Genomic DNA, 20,037 nt, shown 5'->3' with positions numbered 1-20,037 from the left:
AAATATTCTAACTGTAGTTTTTTTTAGTTGGTCTTTCAATTTCAATCTCAGTTGAATCAATTAAATAAAATTGAAATTCATTTGAATTTTCTTGTTTTTTATCAATTTTTAATTTATATCTTTCTTTTAAAAATTGGTAATCTTTGTGGTTACTAAGTTTATTTTCTACTCAAGTAATATTTCGAAAACAACTTGATGGGCTCATTTTAGATTTAATACTCATTTGAAAAAAAGTATAATATTCTTTTCAGTATAATAAAGTCATCATTAATCTTTCTTCTACTGAAAGTTTATTTTTTCGACCTTTATTTTTTTCTAATTTTTCTATTTCAATTAATTTTTCTAACATTTCATTAAAATGAAAACGTTTTATACCAAAATATCTGTAAAATTCTTCATTTTTTAATTTTTTTAAATTTTCAAAAATCATTTTTATCAACACTTTTCTAAATTTATTGTTAATAACAAAATTATAAAATAAATTTTAAAATTATTAATTGACTTTTAAAAATTTAATTACGGAATATGTCTAATATATTGATCAAGACAATTTATACAGTTTGAAAAGTTTGATTTCAATTATTTTAATAATTAATGTTTTTAATCATCCTTTATTATTTAGTGATTTTATTAAAAAAGATATTACTAATATTGAATTTATGAAAACAAAAATAGAAATCCTGAAAAAATGATAATATTTTTTTTATTAAAAAAATTAGTTCGTGCAAGGACTTAAATAAGTTAAATAAATTAAGAGAGCAATTAAATAATAATTTTGAAATATTAAAACATTTTAAAACAATTTGTGAAAATCATCAATTAGGTGTATTAAATATTTATAACTTTATTGCTAATCAATCAAAATATTTTGTTACTGATGAAGATTGTGATAATAAAATTAGTTTAACAAGTAATGAATATGAAAAAATTAAGGAGATAATGTCAAGAGAAAATAAATTTAAGGATATTTTAGTTAAAGATAGTAATTCTGAAATTCCATATAAATTAAATATTGAAGAACTTGATAAAATTTTTAAAAAGGAAGTTGTAAATTTATTCGATGAATATGAAAATAAAATTTGTGATTTTAAAAATAATAAATCTAAAAAAAATGAATTAAAAATTAAGGGAATTAAATTAAAAATTCAAAATATTTTTGATTTGTCAAAAATTATTTTTGAAATGTTTCAAAAACCAGTTACTTCTTCATTGCCTTTAACGAAAATTGTAAATCAAATTTTTGATGAAAATGATTCAATGCAATATTTAAGCGAAATTGAAAAAAATATTGATAGTAATATTGAAATGATTAAAAAGTTAAAACAAAAATTGCAATGTCAATATCGAGTGAAAATTTCCCAAAAATATTTATAAAAAAATTAAATTATTTTGGAAAGTTAAACTATTCAATAAACTACATAAATTCCAAATAACCCATAAAAAATTTAGTTCCTTATTTTATACAAAAACTTTTTTTATTTTAAAAAAGTAGTAAAATTTAGAAAAATAAAAAATTGCTTTGTTTTGAAAGTAAATATTTTTATATTTACTTTCAAAGGAGAACAATAAATATGAAATATTTTAATCCAAGTTATTGATTTAAGTTATGAATGCTAACTGTCCCATTTTTTCAAAATAAAAACCAAGGTATTAATGGTAAATGAATTGATAATAATGAAAAGATTAAAAATTGAGCTAGCAACAATACTAATTTACAATCAATAAACCAAGATATTAGCTTTACAAATTTAAATACTAATTATCAACGATATAATTTAAATCAACAATTACCAAATCAAAATATTGACCTTTTTTATCAAATAAAACTACAAACAAATACTCATAAACATCGTCATGAAAAACACAGAAATAGACTAAAAAGAGAGAATTTTTTTGATATAACATCAATCAAAGGAAATGAAATTACAAATGTTCCATTTTCTTTTTCTTCTCCAATTACTGTTTCATTTGTACCAATAATTTTTGAAGGAATAATAGATTATTATTATTATTGAAAAGACTTAAATTTTGATAATCCTAAAAAGAAATTTGGTGAAATATTTAAAGAAAAAATAAAAGATATGTACAATAACGGTGAAATTAAAATTAATTTTCAAATTAATTGGTCAACTGTAAATAAATTTGGTCAACTTATTTTTGATAATTTTTTGGAAATTGAAAAAACATATGCAAATAGTTCTAAACAAGAACGCATAGAAATTAATTTTGAGTATTATAATTTTAAATCAGTAAGAATAATAACAGAAGATATATTGGGTTATCCAAATAAATGTTTTGATAATTTAAAAAGAGATTTTCCAGATTGAAATAAAAATATCGAAATTAATTTAGGAAAAATTAATATTAATAAAAATTATGAATATTGATCTGGAAAAAAAGATGATAGCATTAAAACTGCAATAAAAAGAAAATATCTTTCTATTAAAAAAGAAAATATCAAAATTATAAATTGAAAAGATTATTCATATTTTGATAAATGTTTTAAATTTCAATTATTAGCAAAAAATTATGCTAGAGAACTTGATGATTGTTATTCCTATGGTTCAACAAAACCAATTTTTACTTATATAACACAAAATAAACTTAATGAAATAAACTATAATATAACAAATAACGTATTATTCCAAGATTGAATAGAAGATATAAGATATTGAAATTCTACTTTGCCACAAGCAATAAATAATGCTAAAACATTTACTCCTGAACAGCTATATAATTGAAAAAGACAAGAACGTATAAATATTCAAGGTTATGTATCAAGATGAAAAATTTTAATAAAAATAATAGATGATGAGATGAAAATTGATGAATTAAGCAAAAATTTGCAAGGATTAAAAAATGATTTTAAAATTTTAAATAAAACAGTTAATGAATTAGAAACAAGAGTTTCTAATTTGGAAAATGAATCAAATTGAAATTGTGCTAATACAGTAAATTTAGTTGGTGAATTAATTTCTTACATGCCTGTAATTGGAACTGTTGGTTCTAAACTTTCAGCAATTACTTCTGGTACTTGTGCTATTGCTGGTATATAATTCTAATTATTTTATATCTTTAAAATCAATTTTAAGGCACCAAATTTGCTCATAGACAAACATTTTTAAAATTTATATGGTTAAGTATTCAAAAAATATAAATCTTATATAACTTTAATTAGGAATTATTGATATCCATATCTTCAAGGATGATTTTTATTGGGTATATAAACTTTTTTAGTTTTTATTAAATTTTCTTTGATAATTGGTTTTAACGTTATTTCTTTTAGTTCATATATTTGATTATTGTAACTAATATATAAGTCATTAATAAATGATTTAAGTACAATTACATCAGTTCTAGGTTTTATATATTGAACTTTGTTATTTTTATAAGGAAAATATTTTTTACTATAATATGTTATAGTTGAACCACTATTTGTTTTTCTTTTAGAAAATCTTGAAAGATAAATATTTATTTCTTTTTGTGTGGGAGCTTTAACCATAGCAGATTTATTATCATCAATAGGAAAGGCAAACTGTTTATTAAAAACGTTTATGTATGTTTTAAGAAATTGATTAGCTTCATTTAATGTTTTAATTTTATTAAGTCGTAATTCACTAATTAATCGACTTTGCAGTGTTCCAAATAAGCGTTCTATTCTACCTTTAGCTTGTGTAATTGAAGTTCTAATTATTTCAACACCTAAATCATTACAGCACTTTTGAAATTGAGTATAAGTGTCATTTTCCGGATTTATTTTTCCTGCATCAACTTTTTTCTTATATCCAAAAACTGTTCTGTTATCAGTATAAAATGTTTTTGGTATACCGTATTGAGTTAAAATTTGATAAAAAACATTATAATAACCATCTAATGTTTCTTGATGATCAAATCATAGTCCAACAATATTTCCAGTAGCATCATCAATTGCAGCATGTAAAAATGCTTTTGGTTTATCGTTACCAAATCAATGATGATTACTGGCATCCATTTGAATTAATTCACCAAAATTTGTTCTACGATTTCTTGTTGGATGTAAGTTATTTTTCTTATTTTTATGTTTTTTTGGTGAACTGATTTTTTCTTTAACTAATATAGTATAAAGTGTGCTATATGAAATTTTAATTTTTTCTTCATTAATTATTTTTTCATGAAAATGTTGAAAATTAAAATTATAATATTTTGTTTTATACAAGTTTATAATTTTATTTTTAAGTTCAGTATTTGTTGCTTTATTAGAAATTCTATTGCGAGATTTATGAATAAAACCAACTTTACCTTCTTTATTAAAAATTTGAATTAATTGGTTAATTCTTCTAATAGTTAGATTAAGTTTATTCTTGGCTTGATGTTTAGATAATTTATTAATAAAAATGTCATTTATAATTTTATACTTATATTTTTCTTTCATAGTCATGCTTCTTTCCATATTTATAACCAAGTATATTTAACTTCACTTTTTGGGAAATTTTTACTCGATAACTAATAGGAAATTATCACTAAATAATGACAACAAAAATTGCAAGAAATTTTAAACGATAATGATGTTTCAAAAAAGGAAACGTTAATGCAAGTAGAAAGTTTTAATAATTCTCATAAAACAGAAACAAAGAAAACAAATGTTAAAAAAAGAAAAAATAAGAAAAAAGACAACAAAAAAAATGAACATTTAAAATTTATTAATACTAATGAAACAGATAATTCAGAATCATCTACAACAAGTAGTTCAACGTCTTTACTTGAAAAAGATATTACTAAAATTAATGCTATTTTAGAAGAAAAGGACATTAAAGAACAAAGCATAAAACAAGAAAATGATGCAAAAGAAGAAAAAACAGAAATTTTAAGTCAAGATCAAATTTTACAAGCAAAAATTAATCAATTAGAAGCACAATTAAAGCAAACACAAGAAGAATTGGATAAAACAAAAGTTAAATCTGCAGAAGAAACAGCAATATTAGAACAACAATTAATAGCAGAAAAGCAAAAAGTACAACTATTAATTGATGAAACTAAATTTTTAGTTTCTAAAGTTGCTACTTTAGAAAGAGAGAAAACAAAGTTAGAAAAAATTAAACAACAAAATAGTGTAAAAATAAATCAAATAGGTAATAATTTAGAAAAAGTGCAAAAAAAATTGAGAAATATTCGTGATCAAAAAAATAAAAGTATTGAAAGATTAATAAAAAAAGAGTTCGCGTTAGTTTCAGAAAAAACAATAATTATTGGTGATTTAGGATATCAAGGTATACAAAATATTTATAAAAATACAATAATACCAATTAAAAGAACTAAAAATAAAAAATTGGTTACGGAAGTTAATCAATTAAAGGAAGAAAAAATAAAACTAGAAACTATTCAACAAGAAAATGGCATGCAAATAAAGGAGAAAGAAAAAAATATTTCTTTACTAGAAGATAAATTAACAAAGATTGGTAATCAAACAACTGAAGAAGTTCAAAAACTACTTAAAGAAAAAAAACAATTAGTTTTAGAAAAAGAAAAGTTAGAAACTTTAAATAAAAAAGGTAGTCAGAAGTTGACAAATTTAAATAAAAAAATACAAGTGTTATCACAGTATAATCAAAATTTAGTGGCATTTACTGATAGTTATGATATAAAATCTTGTATTCATATTAACCCAGTTATTGAAAAAAAATAGTATCAAAAACATTAGTAGTTAGTGAAATGATGGAAGTAGTTGCACCAGTATCAGTTTTAGTACCTACAGGTCAACAATTTTCAGTTGAAACTGAAAATTGAGAAGACGTTCATATTGCTAATGAATTAACACCAGGATTTTGTTTACAACCAAAATTATTTACAATGTAATTAGTATTATTATTTCGTATAAATAAGAATCATTAAAATTATGTTATAGTTTATATAGAGGTGACCATATAGTGAACAATGAGGTACTAAAAACAATTTTATTCAAGAAAGAAATAACTATCAAAGATAGAATATTATTTAAAACAATTTTTGAGGTTTTAAGTACTCTTTTTACTAATGAAGATGGTGTATCAATATTAAAAAGTGGTTATAAAATAAATGATTATCAACAAGTTTGATTTTTAACGATTAGTCCAAATAGCGAAAAAGAAGAAGTAATTAAAACAGGATATGCAAATTTTTTGTCAGAAGATTGAAATGTTATTTATCAATTTAATAGTACTAGTACAAGTGAAAAAAGAAAACAATTGGGTGAAAAATATATTAAAGATAAAGTAGAATTTGTTACTTTTGTAAAAATAAAAGAAAAATCAAAAGGCATTGGTTATCATTTTATAGGTATATTTGTTTTTGATGATTATCGTAACAAAGATTATAAAACAATGGTTTTTAAAAAAATTAAAGATAGTTATAAATTAAATAAAAAGAGTTAATAAATATTTATTAACTCTTTTTATTTATAAAGATATATGTTTAGTTTGATTTTCACTTTCTTCTTCAAAAATAGTAATATTATTAAAATTAATTTCTTGTATCTTTTTTTTCAATGGTTTTGAAATAATTTTTCTATTTGAAAAAACTGTTGATGTATTTTTAGTTGGTTGTTCAACAGATATTATTTTAGTAGTAGATGTAGTAGTTTGATAATTAGTAGTGGGGGTAGTACATATAGTTTGAATCCATAGGTTGTAAATATTGATATTCATTATCAAAATTATTACTAAAGAATTTAATACAGCAGTTTCATAACATTTTCTTTTTTCCTTTTCTTTTTAAATATTTGAACACTATCTAAAATTAAATAATTGCATTATTTAATTTTAATAGTTTATAATTATAATAATAGCAAAGTTTATTTAAAGGTGAATATAATGTTACGTAGTAGTAATATTTTAAAAATTAATAGTATTAATAATTTTGAACAATTATTTATTTTTTTTGGTTTACCAGTTCTTTTTTTACTTTTAATTATGAAATTAACTTTTTTAATTACTATTAATTTTCATAAAAATAGTATTAATAATAAAAAAATATTTAATAAAACAAAAATCATTATTCTTCAATTTAGTTTATGATTTTTAGCACAATTTTGTTTATTTTTATTACCAGTTCAAGAAATGGTAATTAATATTAATTTTTTAGATTTAGAAAGTTTACCAATGCTATCATTGATTTCGATTTTACATTTATTTATTTGTTTTAGTTTTTTAAGCCGTAATAATAATCAAATTATGAAAGTGATGCGTTTTACTATTTTGTCAATTATTATAATTGCTATTATTTTACAATTTAATTTTACTATGATTAAAATATCATTACCATCAATAAATAACTTTATTTCAGTACTAATTTTAGTGTTCTTTTACTATTGATTAGGTTTCTTTTCATGAAAAATGTTTAGTGATAATTTATTTACAATTTTTAATTTAATTAAAAAAACTTGAGTAACATTATTTAGTAATTCTTCATTACCCAATATTATTAATAAACAATTTCCAGTAAAAGCATATACTAAAACTAAAATTATCATTTTAACATGGCAATTTAAAAAACAAATGTTTACTAATTTTGACCACCAAGTTTCTATTACTGATAATAATAAAAAACTTTTAATTACTATTTTTAAGAAGAATTTAACTTATTTTTTAAGTGCCCAATTAACACTACTTATTACTAAAACTATTCAAGATTTAAAAACTTTAATTAATGGTTGAAAAATGGCTTTAATTCAATAACTTTTTTTGTTTTAAAATTTAAAAGAAAGGAAGAACGAATATGAAAAAACAATCATTTTTGCTTTTTAAAAATGCGTTTAAACAAGCATTTCGTAATAAAATTCAATTAGTTGGTTTAATTGTTTTAGTATTATTATCATCAACTATTTTTTCATTAATGCAAACAAGTTTAGCAAGAATTTCTGATGAATATTCAACATTAGTTGCAAAATCTAATTTACATGATTTTGTTATTGATTTATCTAATACTACTCCAAAAACTGTTTCTAATAAAATCTCAACATCAACAACTGCTGTTGATGAAAAGAATGATTTTGATATTAACAATATTGCAAATGATGCTGGTAATGAATTTATATGAGATCGTGTTGAAGGCAGAACTATGCAATTAGATAATAATAGTAATCCTAGAATTTTAAAAATATTAACTTATAATCAAGATGCTCGTATTGATAAATTAATCATTAGTGATGGTTATCAAATAGGAGATAGTAATAATCCAGATAAAACTCCAAGTTGAAAACAGGTAGTTATTAATAAAGAATTTGCTCAAAAAAATAATTTGCATATTAATGATACAATTCGTGTGCAATCAGATCAATTAGGAAGTAGTTTAAAAGTTTCAGGATATGATTTAAATGATGCTGCTTATAGTAGTTATAATTGATTAAAAATTGTTGGATATGGTGTATCTGCTGATTTCACAACCCCAATTATTGATCAAACTACACCAATTCCAAATAAAACTCGTGAAGGTTTATTATACGTTGATCCAATGCAATTTGGTTTAAGTAAAAGGTTAGAAAAAAATAATTATATTTGATCATATGATAAAGCTAATGAAAAAATCACAATTTCTTCTGATAATGATCGCGAAATTTATTTTGTTGGAAAATCAACAATAGGTAAAATTAATGATGTTAAATTAATTTCACAAAGTTTAAGAAGTAAATATATTAATACTATTGATTCTGATGCTGCTTTAGTATATAAGTTAGGAAATAATAAGTATACGTTTAATAATCGTACTGCTACTTTGAATGCAACTATTATTGGATTTAAAAGTTTATTAATTGGTTTATTGTTAATTGTTTTAATTATTACAGGAATTACAGTAATATTAATTACTTATAAAAATATTGATAATTCACGAACACAAATTGGAATTTTAAAATCATTAGGTTATAGTAATATTAAAATTTTAATTACATCTTTAGCTTATCCAATGGTAGCAGCACTTATTGGTACTATTTTAGTGTTTTTACCAGCAAGTGGTTTACAAGTAATTATAGTTCAAACATTTGCCAACTATTTTAATCTAGATTTTGGTCATTTTATTTTTAATGGTTTAGGATTTATATATTGTTTAATTTTAATATTTGGTTTTTTATCAATTATTGCATGAGTTATTAGTGCTTTAACAGTTATTAAAAAACCAATAGATTTAATTAAAAACGAATCAGCTACTGTTAATTCTCGCTTTAGTCGAATTATTAAAACAAAAAGTATTAATCGTGGATTTTTAACAAGATTCCGTTTATCACTATTTACATCATCAATTGGAAAAATGGCAGCAGCATCATTAACTATGTTTTTAGGAACAACTTTAATGACAACATCTATTATTGGTCCAAAAATTATGGCTGATAATAAATTACTTTCTTTTACTGGTATGAATTATCACTCCTTAGTTGAATATGACATTCCGACTTATAATTCTCCATATAGTTTTTATAAAACTTATAATCCAAATAATAAAGATGATTGAACTTATACTTCTACTGTTGATAGTACTACTGGTGATACATATTGACATCCACCACGTTTTGATAATTCTGGACCATTAAATGATACTTTTGTTAAAGAATTATTAGAAAATAATATTAATGCTGAAGCATATGCTCCAATGTCAGATGAATCTAATCCCGGTGCTGCTATTAGTGATTTAGGATATACTGGTTTAACGTATTTAAATGGTAAAATGCTTACTAAAAACTTTTTAAATGGATTAGATTCTAGTGATATTAAAGATGCTTCTGTGATTGTTGGAATTATGGTACAAATGGCTTGACCAAATGCATTACCAATGTATGACACAGTTTTAAAAAATACTAATATTAACAGTTTTTATAGTGAGAATACTTATAATATTATTAGAAAATTTTATCAAAACTATCGAACAACAGTGGCAATGAATATTAGTGGTACGATTTCGAAGACTGGTAAGATTAGTACTAATCCTAATGATTTAGATATTACAAAATTCAAAGATTGAGCAAATAGTAATATTCCTGCTTACAAAAATGCCTCAAGTAAGGGTCCTACTTTTATTAATGATATTGATAATTTAAGTTTTGATACTAACGATAAATTATATCCGTGACATTTAACTAATGAAACACAATTATTGAATAATAATGCATCTGAAATTAGTGACAAAGAGCGTGATAGTTGAATTAATAAAGTTGGAATTTGATTTGGTGCTTTATTTTATAATAGAATGGGACAAACTGTAGTGCAAGGTGCTTATACTAAAAGCCCATATTTTATTCGTCAAAATATTGCCAAAGCTTATAGTGATCCCAATGCTCCTTTTAATGTTGCTTTTAATGTTGTGCCTTTTGATAAAGAAACTGATGAATTAGAAACTTACTTTGTTGGTACTCCTGAAAAATTATTTAAACAGAACAAATATTTAATGAAAGTTTATGGTTTACAAAATCAACAACAGTTAGGCAAACCTTCAATGATGCAATTATATGATGCTGGAGGTTCTTCATTAAATCCACTTTTAGAACAAGAAAATAGTGATGATAGTATTAGTCTTGTTATTAATCAAACAATTGCTAAACAATTAAATTTAAAAATAAATGATGAATTTAAAATGAGTAGTAATGGTAATACTATGAAATTTAAAGATAATAATAAATTGAAACCTTTTGATTTGGATAAAATTAATATTGATAACGTTGTTGGTGATAGTAAAAATGTTAATAATGTAACATTATTAAAACAACAAACTGGTTATACACAAGTTGATGAGTTAAAGTATGAGGCTTATGTTAATGCGGGTATTAATGCTACAAATATGTTAAAAGAAGTTGCTGCTGGTAAGGTTGTTAATTCTTATAATGATAAGATAAGTTCTAAAACACCAACGTATAAAGTAGTTGGTATATATAATGGTTATGGTCAACCTAATGCTTATATTAGTAAAACTAATGCTGATAAAGTTTTATCATTTAATAAAACAAAAGAATTTTTATTTTTATTATTTAAAAAAGAATGAGAAGACAAAAAAACAACTTGTGATGTTGATTTTGGTAAATTAAAATCATTTAATGAATATCAAAATTTTCTTAATCAATTAAATGATCCCGTTATTTATAAACTTAATCAAATATTTGAAAATGAAAATCCAATCTTTAATTTTAAATTTTCAAATTCGCAATCATTACCAGATATAACTAATTCATTTTCAACTTCGCAAATGTATGGAGATTACAGTGCTTTTGGTTTAAATGGTGGTACTGATGGTTCTGGTACTTATCAAGGTTATGGTGCAGGTAGTGCTGTTAATATTACGCCACAAGATATCCATCATCAGTTGTTAAATCAAATTACTGCTTTAGTTGATACAGTATTAGTTGCATTTATTATCTTTTCATTAATCATTTCGTTCTTTATTATTTTATTAACAAGTAATTTAGTGATTTATGAAAATCGTAAAACAATAGCAACAATGAAAACACTTGGTTATAGTGATGCAAAAATAACTAATATTGTTATTGGTATGTATTTACCAGTGATTGCTGTTATGTTTGTTATTGGTTTTCCTGTAGGATGAATAATTGTTAAGTTTATTCTTAACTATTTAGCTGCTAATACAACATGGATTTTACCATTATTCTTTGTTTGATGATTACCGCTTGTGGTTGGTTTAATTGTCTTTGGTATTTATGCAACAACCTTTATTATTGATTGATATGCCATGAAGAAGATTAATCCAATTAAAACTTTAAATGAAATTGATTAAAAGCAGAAAGGAATAAAAACATGAAAAATGATAAAAAAAACACTAAAAATTCAAGTGGACAAGTAACTAAAAATAAGTTAGAATCTACTTTTACAAAGAAGTCAGTATCTAAAACCGAAGGTACAATACCACCAGTAACTCATAAATCTCATGATAAACCAGAATCAAAGGAAGAAATAGAAGCTAATAAAGCTAAATTGCAAGCTTTTAAAGATAATCAAAAAGCAATTAAAAAATTAACAAAAACTCATTCAAAAGAAATTTTAGCAGGTAAAATTATATCAATGACTAATAATACTCCTGATACTCAAACTAATGTTATTGAATTATTTGATGTTAAAAAATCTTACTTAACTGGAGACTTAGAATATGAAGTATTAAAAGGAGTTAATTTAAAAATTAAATTAGGTGATTTTGTTGTTATCTTAGGACCATCGGGAAGTGGTAAGACAACATTATTAAATATTATTTCGGGATTGGATAAACCTAATACTGGTGATGTTTTTGTGGCGGGATACAATTTATCTTTATTAAAAGATAGTCATTTAACTAAATTTAGACGAGATAATGTTGGTTTTATTTTTCAACAATACAATTTATTAACTAACTTAACTGCTCGTGAAAATGCTGAAGTTGGTGAAAATCTTGCTAAAAATAAAAATATGAGTATTGATGATATTTTTCAAGTTATTGAAATGGATGAACATATGAATAAGTTTCCAAGTCAATTATCAGGTGGACAACAACAAAGAGTATCGATTGGTAGAGCACTAGCAAAAAATCCGACAATTTTATTTTGTGATGAGCCAACAGGAGCACTTGATGAGGAAATGGGGCGTAAGGTGTTAGAAATTTTATTGGATGTTAATCGAGAATATAAAACATCAATTATTATGGTTACTCATAATCCTAACTTCCAATATGTTGCAAATACTGTTATTAACGTTAAAAATGGTAAAATTATTAGTGTAAAGAATAATGAAAAACCAATGAAACCAAATGAAATAAATTGATCATAAGAAAAGGGTATAGATGGGGGTTGATTTAATAAATACTTGTATAAAGAAAAAAATATTAAATTATAAGAATCTAATAGAAAATACTATATTTTATTTAGTTTAATTATTTTTTAGAAAGAAAAAGGTGCAAGGTAATGAGTATTGGTTTAATTACATTTATTATATGAATATGTTTAGTAATTTGAATAGTGTTTTTAATTTGAGGTATAACTTTATGTAATAGTAATAATGCATTAGGCATCATATTATTATTTTTAACATTAAATTTAATTGGTTTAATAATAGGAATTTCTTTATTATATAATAAAAATAAGCAAAATGTAGATAACAAAAAAAATATTAATAGTAATATTAAAATAGAAGAACTAAGTTAAACATTCCTTTTTAGAAATTTTAGTATTAAATTAAAAAATCATACCTTAATTTAATACAATTAAAAATAAAATAATAATAAATATTATCATATTAAAGTATGACTTAAAAATATTTAAATGAAACTTGCAAAAAAAGTAATTATTTTAACAATGATTGATAAATTATTCAGATATTTTTGTTGAAGATAAATCATAAAATTTACCTTTAATAATATATACTATTGTTTCACAAATGTTAACTAAGTGATCACCTAGTCTTTCAATATATTTCAACTGTTGCATTGTTGATGTATATTGAGAGAGTTGATCATTATTTTTGTTTACTTTTAACATATTGACAATGTTTTTCATTGATTCATGAAAACGATTATCAATATCGATATCATATTCTGCTGCTTGATAAGCTTTGTTAATATCATTTTCATTTATAGATTCACCAATTAAATCCATCATTTTAAATACTTTTTTCATTAATCCTGATAATTGAGATGTTAATTTAATTTCTGGTTTATATTTGACATTAAATTTGGATAAATTTTTAGCATAATTTGAAATACGTTCTAAATCACGAATAATATTCATATAGCCAATAATAGTACGTAAGTCAGTAGCAAAAGGATTTTGTTGAGCAATACTTCAAATTGCAGTAATTGTTAAACTTTCAGCGACTGTTCTAATTTCTTTATCGGTTTCAACAATTCTTTTTGACATATCAAAATCTTGTGTTTCCATTGCTATTAAAGCGTCTTTATGTTCTTTTTTTACTTCTTTTAATAAAGTTAATAAGTTTTGTTTTAAATTTATGATATCTAAATCAAATCTACGGTTAATTATTTTCATTTTTTCCTCCTTTCTCTATAATTAATTATATATATTTTTAACCAAATCTGCCGGTAATATAATCTTCTGTTCTTTTATCTTTTGGTCGTGAAAATATTTTTTTAGTATTATTATATTCAATGACTTCTCCATTTAAGAAAAAAGCAGTTTTATCAGAAATTCGTGCTGCTTGTTGCATTGAATGAGTAACAACAATAATTGTAAAGTCTGATTTTAAATCATTCATTAAGTCTTCAATTTTAGATGCGGCAATCGGATCTAGAGCTGAAGTTGGTTCATCCATTAATAGTACTTCTGGTTTTAGGGCAATAGCACGAGCAATACATAAACGTTGTTGTTGGCCACCTGATAATGATAATGCTGAATCAAATAAGTGTTGAGCAACTTCATCTCATAAAGCCGCTTTTTTTAAAGCATCTTCGACAATTTGATTTAGAATCTTTTTGTTTTTAATGCCTTGATTTTTTGGACCATATGCAACATTATCATAAATTGACATTGGAAAGGGATTAGGTTTTTGAAATACCATTCCAACTTTAGTTCGTAATGAAATAATATTTTTTTTATTTTCATAAATATCTTCATTATTGAATAATATTTGTCCATTAATTTTAACACCATCAATTAAATCATTCATTCTATTTAAAGTTCGTAGTAATGTTGATTTGCCACAACCACTTGGTCCAATAAAAGCGGTTACTTGATTACGACTTATTTCTAAATTTATATTAAATAAAGCCTGTTTTTTACCATGATTATAGAAGAAATTTAAATTTTTAATAGTAAAAACATAATTACTTTTTGGAATATTTTCTATATTTGATAAATTATTTGATTTGTTATTTGGTTTTTTCTTAAATTTATCTTTCACTTTTAAAAAGTAAGGTTTAATCACATTTACTTTTCTTTTTTTATTGCTATTCGCTGATTCTTTCTTGCTTTCATTTTTTCTTTTAATAATTCAATTGAGCATTTTGTTTTCACCCCGATTCCTGTTGTTAAACTTTTTTCAAAATGTTTTGCTATAAAATTTAAAATAAATATTAGTATAACTGTTATTAGTGCTGTTTGGTACATCATTCCTAATTTATTAGGGTCATTTGATTCTTTATTAACTAATAAAATATGGGTTGTTAAAGTTTGTCCTGAACTTAAGAAACCTTTATTGGGAAAAGCAACAGTGCTTCCTAATGTTAGATAAACTGGTGCTGATTCACCAATAATTCTACCCATTGATAAAATCATACTAGTAATAATGCCACCAATGGCAGCTGGAATAACTACTTTTCTTATTGTTTCAAATTTACTAGCACCTAGTGCTAATGATGCTTCACGATATTCAATAGGTACTGATTTTAATGTATCTTCTACTGCTCTAATAATAAGTGGTAAAATAACAATTGTTAATGTTAAACTAGCAGCAATTGCTGAGAAACTTATTTGTAAGAAAGTAATAAAAAAAGTAAATCCAAACATACCAAAGATAATTGATGGCGTAGAAGCTAAGGTATTTAGCACAAAACGTAATATTGAAGCAAATCAACCATTTTTGGCATATTCGTGAAGATAAATTGCGCCAATAATACCTAATGGCATAGCAATAGTAATTGTTGTTAATACCAATAAACATGTCATTGTGATAATTGATAAGTAACCTTCATCACCGGTTGTTCAAATTAAAGCCGCAAAATTAAAATTGAAAACGCTACTACCAGCATTACCACTAATGTTGAAGATACCATTAATAATAATATCACCAATAATTCAAATAATTAATCCCATAGTAATAAAACAAGCTAGCCCCATAAAGAATAATCGAAAATAGTCTTTAAAGTGTTTTCAACCTTGATTTTTAATAGTTTTTTCACTAATAGTTAACATTAGTTGATTATCAGATAGATTTATTTTTTTTAAATTATAATTTCGTGGTTTTTTATGACCTTTTGCTTTTTTATCACTACGTTTATAAATTATTAAAACAATAAAGTTAATGATTGAAACTATAATAAATAAAAATAAACCAATTCCATATAATGCTGATATTTGTTGATAACTAACTGCTTCTCCAATTTCTAGTCCAATTACTCCCGCTAAAGTAGAAATTGAACTAAATAAAAATGCAAGTGGACCATGTGCAAAATTGGGGGTTAGAGTACTATTACCAGCAATCATGACAACGGCCATTGTTTCACCAATGACTCTTCCAAATCCAAAAATTATTGCACCAATGATTTTGGTTTTTGCCGCTTTAAAAATGACTTTAAAACTAGTGTCAGTCCTGCTAATACCTAGTGCTAATGATGCATATAGATAAGATTTTGGTACTCTAGTAATAGCATTAACAGATAATGAAATAATTGTTGGTAATGCCATCATTGATAAAATAAAACTTGCTGTCATCATATTTTCTTTGGTTGGTGCTCCCATTTTTACAAAAATAGGACCAATGGTCATTAAACCAAAAGCACCAAAAACAACTGAAGGAATACCAGATAATAATTCTACTAAAGTTAATGTTGTTTTTTTTAATTTTGGTGGTAAAAATTCACATATAAATAATGATGTTAGTAAACTTAAAGGAACAGCAAGTATCATTGAAAATAGCGCAACTCAAAAAGTGGCAACAACAAAGGCAATAATACCAAAACTATTAGCACTAGGTAATCATTTACTATTTCCTAACATTTTAAATCAATTAAGAAAACTCATATTACTAAATGTTTGGCCGATAATAAAACCAATTAATAATGAAGCGGCAATTAGTGCTAATGAAGATATAGACAATACACAAATTTTAGCAATCAAATCATAAGTATGTTTTTTTTGTTCACTAATAAAAACATTTTTTGGATCATGATTTTTATTAAAATGATTAAAAGTTATTTTATGTCAAAACTTTTTAAAAGATTTGGATTTCATTTATTAATACTCCTTTATGGAAAATTGTTTAATCACTGATTTAAATCATGATTTAATTTGTCAGTTAATGGTACTGCTGATTGTGCGTATTGAGCTTCTGAAAAAGCAGGAACTACGTATTCGTTATGACCTGGATAGCCAGGAATAAACAAGAATTTTAGAAATTTAACTAAAGTATTAATTTGTTTAAAATTTTTATTTATTAAACCTGTAAATGGTCGTGATAACTGATAAGTACCATTTTTAATGGTATCTAAACTTGGAGCAATTTTTTCTCAATTAGCAATATGAATATTAGTGAATTGTTTATTTGAATCTAATTGTTTTTTATCTGAATATGAACTATAACCAACACCACCACTAGACATATTAAACATTTGTGTACTTGAATTAACGGTTATTGCTTGTGGATAATATGCTTTTGAATCACCCAGAATTTTTTCATTAAAAACATCTCGTGTTCCTGAACCATTTTCTCTAGTATAAGGTAAAATTTTGAGGTCACAAGTTGGTTTGATTCAACCTTGATTTGGTTCTGAAGTATTTTGTGGAAATAAATCTCTTCAGAAAATAGACGATTTTAAATACATTTTTTTTACTTTATCTTGTGTAAAATTTAGAGGTTTATTATTACCTAAGCAATCTTTTGGTAAATTATAAACTAAAATCATGCCATCTTTTGATAAAACAAAAGAAATTAAATTATTATTAGGAGTTGTATATTCCTTTGAAAGTCAGCCAATACCAAACATATTTTTATTAACGGGAATTACTGCTGCATCTGAACCTAAACTGTTATAAGTAAAATCTGCTTCTTTATGATTATCAGGATAGTCTTCCATTAATGTATGCATTAAAGGTGCTACTGAAGTTGAACCACCCATAATAAAATAGGGTTTATGACTAACTAAAGTTACAATAAAAATACTAATCATTGTGATTAATCAAAATAATGACAAAATTCTTTTTTTTAGCATATAAATCCACCCAACTGAGAGTTTTCTTTATCATACACGTATTATAACAATATAATTGATAAAAACTAGAAAAATTATTTCATTTTTATAAAAAATGTAGATTCTAGACTATATTATTAATATTTTTAATTTAATATAAAAAATAAAAGAAAAGTATTTCTTTCTTTTATTAGTATTCTTTATTTATATAATTCAAAAGATAAAATAACTTTATTTTTTATTATCTAAAGCATTATTTTTCTTTAAAGTTTTTAAAGTACGAGCACTAATCATTAAAGTTTTTCCACCAATTTTTACTGGTTGTAAGTTTGGATTTCATTTTCTTCTAGAAGAGTTCATCGCATGCGAACGGTTGTTACCAGCTAGTGGACCAATACCACTTAAAGCACATTTTCTTGCCATAGTTATTTTCTCCTTATTAATGTTTTAACTAATAAATAATACCATATTTATTTATTTATTTTAAAAAAAATTAAAATTTATTTGTAAAAAATTGAATATTTACTAGGACATTATTTTAATAAGAAAAATTTAAATTATATATTTTTTTTTAAAAAAATAAAAAATATGTTATAAATAAACTATATTATACAAATTTTTAAGAAATCTTGGAGGAAAAAAATGAATTGTATTATTTATGCTGTGCAAATTGATGATGAAAAAAAGATTGGTTTACATGCACGACCAATAGCCAAAATTGCTGCTGCTATTAGTAAGTATAAAAATATTGAGGTAGAAGTCATTAAATTACCTGATAATGCAGATATTACGAAGCCAGTAAAACTTACTGGTAATGAAACTAAAGTTAAAGCTAAGTCAGTTCTTAATTTTCTAGGTTTACAAGCAAAAAATTTTAGTAAAATTGCTTTTATTATTACAAAAATGGATGAGAAAGAAGAAGATAAAAAACTTGAAGAAGTTAAAACAGAAATTATTTCTTTATTAAAAGAAGAAAAATTAATAAAGTAAATGGTTTTAAAAAAAGTATTCTTTTGAATACTTTTTTTAAAACCATTTATCCTTATGATATAATTATTTACGTTCTTAAAATATTAAATTATATAAATGGAGGCATTTAATGAGCGAAATTAACAAAAATAAAGAAATAATAATTTCAGAACAAGGTTTAGAAAAGTTAAAAACTGAATTATATAAACGAATTAATGTTGAACGTGAATCGATAAAAGAACGATTAAAAGCAGCTAGGGCTGATGGTGATTTATCAGAAAATGCTGATTATACTAGTGCGCGTGAAGAGCAAGGTAAAAATGAAGCACGCATTCAAGAACTTGAAACTATTATTACTAGTGCTGTTATTCTTGAAGAACAAAAACAACGTAAAAATAGTAATATCAAAGCAGTTCGTGTTGGTAGTTGAGTAACAATTGTAAAAATTAAAGATGGTAAAATTGTTTCTGATTCAGAAGAAAAAATTAAAATTGTTGGAAGTATTGAAAGTAATCCATTTGAAGGATTAATTTCTAATGAGTGTCCATTAGCAGTATCAATTATGAATTGTGTTGTTGGTGATATTGTTGATATTAAAGGTATTAAAGAAACATATAGGGTAAAAATTATAGAAGTAAAAAATCAATTATAAATAATTTAATTAAAAATGATCACTAATAAATAGTGATCATTTTTAATTAAATTATTTATAATTGAACAGAATGATAATTATAAGTTTTGTTTTCTTTAGTATCTAAATTACTTTGTTGTTTGATTTTTTCAAAATTATTATCTGGGATTTTTAAGCAATCATTTAGTAATTCTTTTATGTTAGAATTTTCAATATTAAAGTTTTCACATATTTCTTTTAAAGAAAGTTTAGTTTCAAAGTATGTTTCATCATTTTTAATAGTTATACCTTCTTTAATAATTTTATTTTTTAAGTCATTAATTTCAGTTATATATGATGAATTTGGTAAATTAAAAGTTGCTGTTATTACTCATGGGATATCTATTTTTTTAGATGCAACTGCATTATGGTAAGCATTTTTTAAAAATTCTTGTAATTCTTTAGAAAAAATGGTTGCTTTTGAACTATTGTAAATTGAGTGTTGAACATTAATTAGATCTTTTTGATTATAATCAATCATTATTTCTAAATTTAAACGTTTACTTTTTAATTTAAAAGTATTATTTTTTAATATTGTTTTTATAATTTCATATGACTTTGGCATA

The 20,037-nt window shown here is 23.4% G+C and carries 19 protein-coding genes; 10 read left to right on the top strand and 9 right to left on the bottom strand.

Annotated elements, in window-relative coordinates:
• Positions 1–7: 7 nt before the first annotated feature.
• Positions 8–430, bottom strand: a complete 423-nt coding sequence (locus AAHM89_RS08100; RefSeq protein ID WP_339045912.1) for a transposase family protein — start codon at positions 428–430, stop codon at positions 8–10.
• 509 nt (positions 431–939) lie between these two features.
• On the opposite strand from AAHM89_RS08100, the gene AAHM89_RS08095 reads away from it, so the two are divergent.
• Positions 940–1,374 carry a hypothetical protein gene (locus tag AAHM89_RS08095; RefSeq protein ID WP_342266019.1) on the top strand — a complete coding sequence of 145 codons (435 nt, stop codon included), beginning with the start codon at positions 940–942 and terminating at the stop codon, positions 1,372–1,374.
• Positions 1,375–1,571: 197 nt separating this feature from the next.
• A complete protein-coding gene (locus AAHM89_RS08090) occupies positions 1,572–3,056 on the top strand; it encodes a hypothetical protein (RefSeq protein ID WP_342266018.1) in 1,485 nt (494 codons plus the stop codon).
• 125 nt (positions 3,057–3,181) lie between these two features.
• Here AAHM89_RS08090 and AAHM89_RS08085 read toward each other — a convergent pair whose 3' ends face one another.
• Positions 3,182–4,429 (bottom strand): ISNCY family transposase, encoded by a 1,248-nt coding sequence (locus AAHM89_RS08085; RefSeq protein WP_342266017.1) that lies wholly within the window; start codon positions 4,427–4,429, stop codon positions 3,182–3,184.
• 138 nt (positions 4,430–4,567) lie between these two features.
• On the opposite strand from AAHM89_RS08085, the gene AAHM89_RS08080 reads away from it, so the two are divergent.
• The 3 genes from AAHM89_RS08080 (at position 4,568) to AAHM89_RS08070 (ending at position 6,386) form a co-directional block, all read left to right on the top strand.
• Positions 4,568–5,662 carry a hypothetical protein gene (locus AAHM89_RS08080; protein WP_342266016.1) on the top strand — a complete coding sequence of 365 codons (1,095 nt, stop codon included), beginning with the start codon at positions 4,568–4,570 and terminating at the stop codon, positions 5,660–5,662.
• 26 nt (positions 5,663–5,688) lie between these two features.
• Complete coding sequence (locus AAHM89_RS08075) at positions 5,689–5,832, top strand: hypothetical protein (protein ID WP_342266015.1); 144 nt, start codon at positions 5,689–5,691, stop codon at positions 5,830–5,832.
• A gap of 71 nt (positions 5,833–5,903) precedes the next feature.
• Entirely contained in the window at positions 5,904–6,386 is a 483-nt protein-coding gene (locus AAHM89_RS08070) for a hypothetical protein (RefSeq protein WP_342266014.1), read from the top strand.
• 24 nt (positions 6,387–6,410) lie between these two features.
• Here AAHM89_RS08070 and AAHM89_RS08065 read toward each other — a convergent pair whose 3' ends face one another.
• Positions 6,411–6,659: a hypothetical protein gene (locus AAHM89_RS08065; RefSeq protein WP_342266013.1), complete on the bottom strand. Its 249-nt coding sequence runs from the start codon at positions 6,657–6,659 to the stop codon at positions 6,411–6,413.
• A 165-nt stretch (positions 6,660–6,824) separates the two neighbouring features.
• On the opposite strand from AAHM89_RS08065, the gene AAHM89_RS08060 reads away from it, so the two are divergent.
• The 3 genes from AAHM89_RS08060 to AAHM89_RS08050 are packed head-to-tail and all read left to right on the top strand — an operon-like array spanning position 6,825 to position 12,743.
• Positions 6,825–7,688, top strand: a complete 864-nt coding sequence (locus tag AAHM89_RS08060; RefSeq protein WP_342266012.1) for a hypothetical protein — start codon at positions 6,825–6,827, stop codon at positions 7,686–7,688.
• A 40-nt stretch (positions 7,689–7,728) separates the two neighbouring features.
• Positions 7,729–11,724: an ABC transporter permease gene (locus tag AAHM89_RS08055; protein WP_342266011.1), complete on the top strand. Its 3,996-nt coding sequence runs from the start codon at positions 7,729–7,731 to the stop codon at positions 11,722–11,724.
• 20 nt (positions 11,725–11,744) lie between these two features.
• A complete protein-coding gene (locus AAHM89_RS08050) occupies positions 11,745–12,743 on the top strand; it encodes an ABC transporter ATP-binding protein (RefSeq protein ID WP_342266010.1) in 999 nt (332 codons plus the stop codon).
• Positions 12,744–13,279: 536 nt separating this feature from the next.
• Here the strand turns inward: AAHM89_RS08050 and phoU are convergent.
• The 5 genes from phoU to rpmB form a co-directional block, all read right to left on the bottom strand.
• Positions 13,280–13,957 carry a phosphate signaling complex protein PhoU gene (gene phoU, locus AAHM89_RS08045; RefSeq protein WP_342266009.1) on the bottom strand — a complete coding sequence of 226 codons (678 nt, stop codon included), beginning with the start codon at positions 13,955–13,957 and terminating at the stop codon, positions 13,280–13,282.
• 37 nt (positions 13,958–13,994) lie between these two features.
• Positions 13,995–14,930: a phosphate ABC transporter ATP-binding protein PstB gene (gene pstB / locus AAHM89_RS08040; RefSeq protein WP_252320660.1), complete on the bottom strand. Its 936-nt coding sequence runs from the start codon at positions 14,928–14,930 to the stop codon at positions 13,995–13,997.
• Entirely contained in the window at positions 14,855–16,876 is a 2,022-nt protein-coding gene (gene pstA, locus AAHM89_RS08035; RefSeq protein ID WP_342266008.1) for a phosphate ABC transporter permease PstA, read from the bottom strand. The genes pstB and pstA overlap by 76 nt, the downstream gene beginning before the upstream one ends.
• 14 nt (positions 16,877–16,890) lie before the next feature.
• On the bottom strand, positions 16,891–17,853 hold the full coding sequence (locus tag AAHM89_RS08030) for a PstS family phosphate ABC transporter substrate-binding protein (protein WP_342266007.1): 963 nt from the start codon (positions 17,851–17,853) through the stop codon (positions 16,891–16,893).
• A 210-nt stretch (positions 17,854–18,063) separates the two neighbouring features.
• Positions 18,064–18,255, bottom strand: a complete 192-nt coding sequence (gene rpmB / locus AAHM89_RS08025) for a 50S ribosomal protein L28 (protein WP_252320665.1) — start codon at positions 18,253–18,255, stop codon at positions 18,064–18,066.
• Positions 18,256–18,474: 219 nt separating this feature from the next.
• On the opposite strand from rpmB, the gene AAHM89_RS08020 reads away from it, so the two are divergent.
• Positions 18,475–18,822 (top strand): HPr family phosphocarrier protein, encoded by a 348-nt coding sequence (locus AAHM89_RS08020; protein WP_252320667.1) that lies wholly within the window; start codon positions 18,475–18,477, stop codon positions 18,820–18,822.
• Positions 18,823–18,931: 109 nt separating this feature from the next.
• Positions 18,932–19,453, top strand: coding sequence for a transcription elongation factor GreA (greA, locus tag AAHM89_RS08015; RefSeq protein ID WP_342266006.1), 522 nt, complete (start codon positions 18,932–18,934; stop codon positions 19,451–19,453).
• A 55-nt stretch (positions 19,454–19,508) separates the two neighbouring features.
• On the opposite strand, the gene AAHM89_RS08010 is transcribed toward greA, so the two are convergent.
• Entirely contained in the window at positions 19,509–20,036 is a 528-nt protein-coding gene (locus AAHM89_RS08010) for a hypothetical protein (protein WP_342266005.1), read from the bottom strand.
• Between the last annotated feature and the right edge of the window lies 1 nt (position 20,037).

Origin of the sequence: Spiroplasma endosymbiont of Villa modesta (assembly GCF_964030925.1) — a bacterium.
Classification (GTDB): Bacteria; Bacillota_I; Bacilli_A; order Mycoplasmatales; family VBWQ01; genus Spiroplasma_E.
This window is presented reverse-complemented; position numbering and strand designations above follow the sequence as displayed.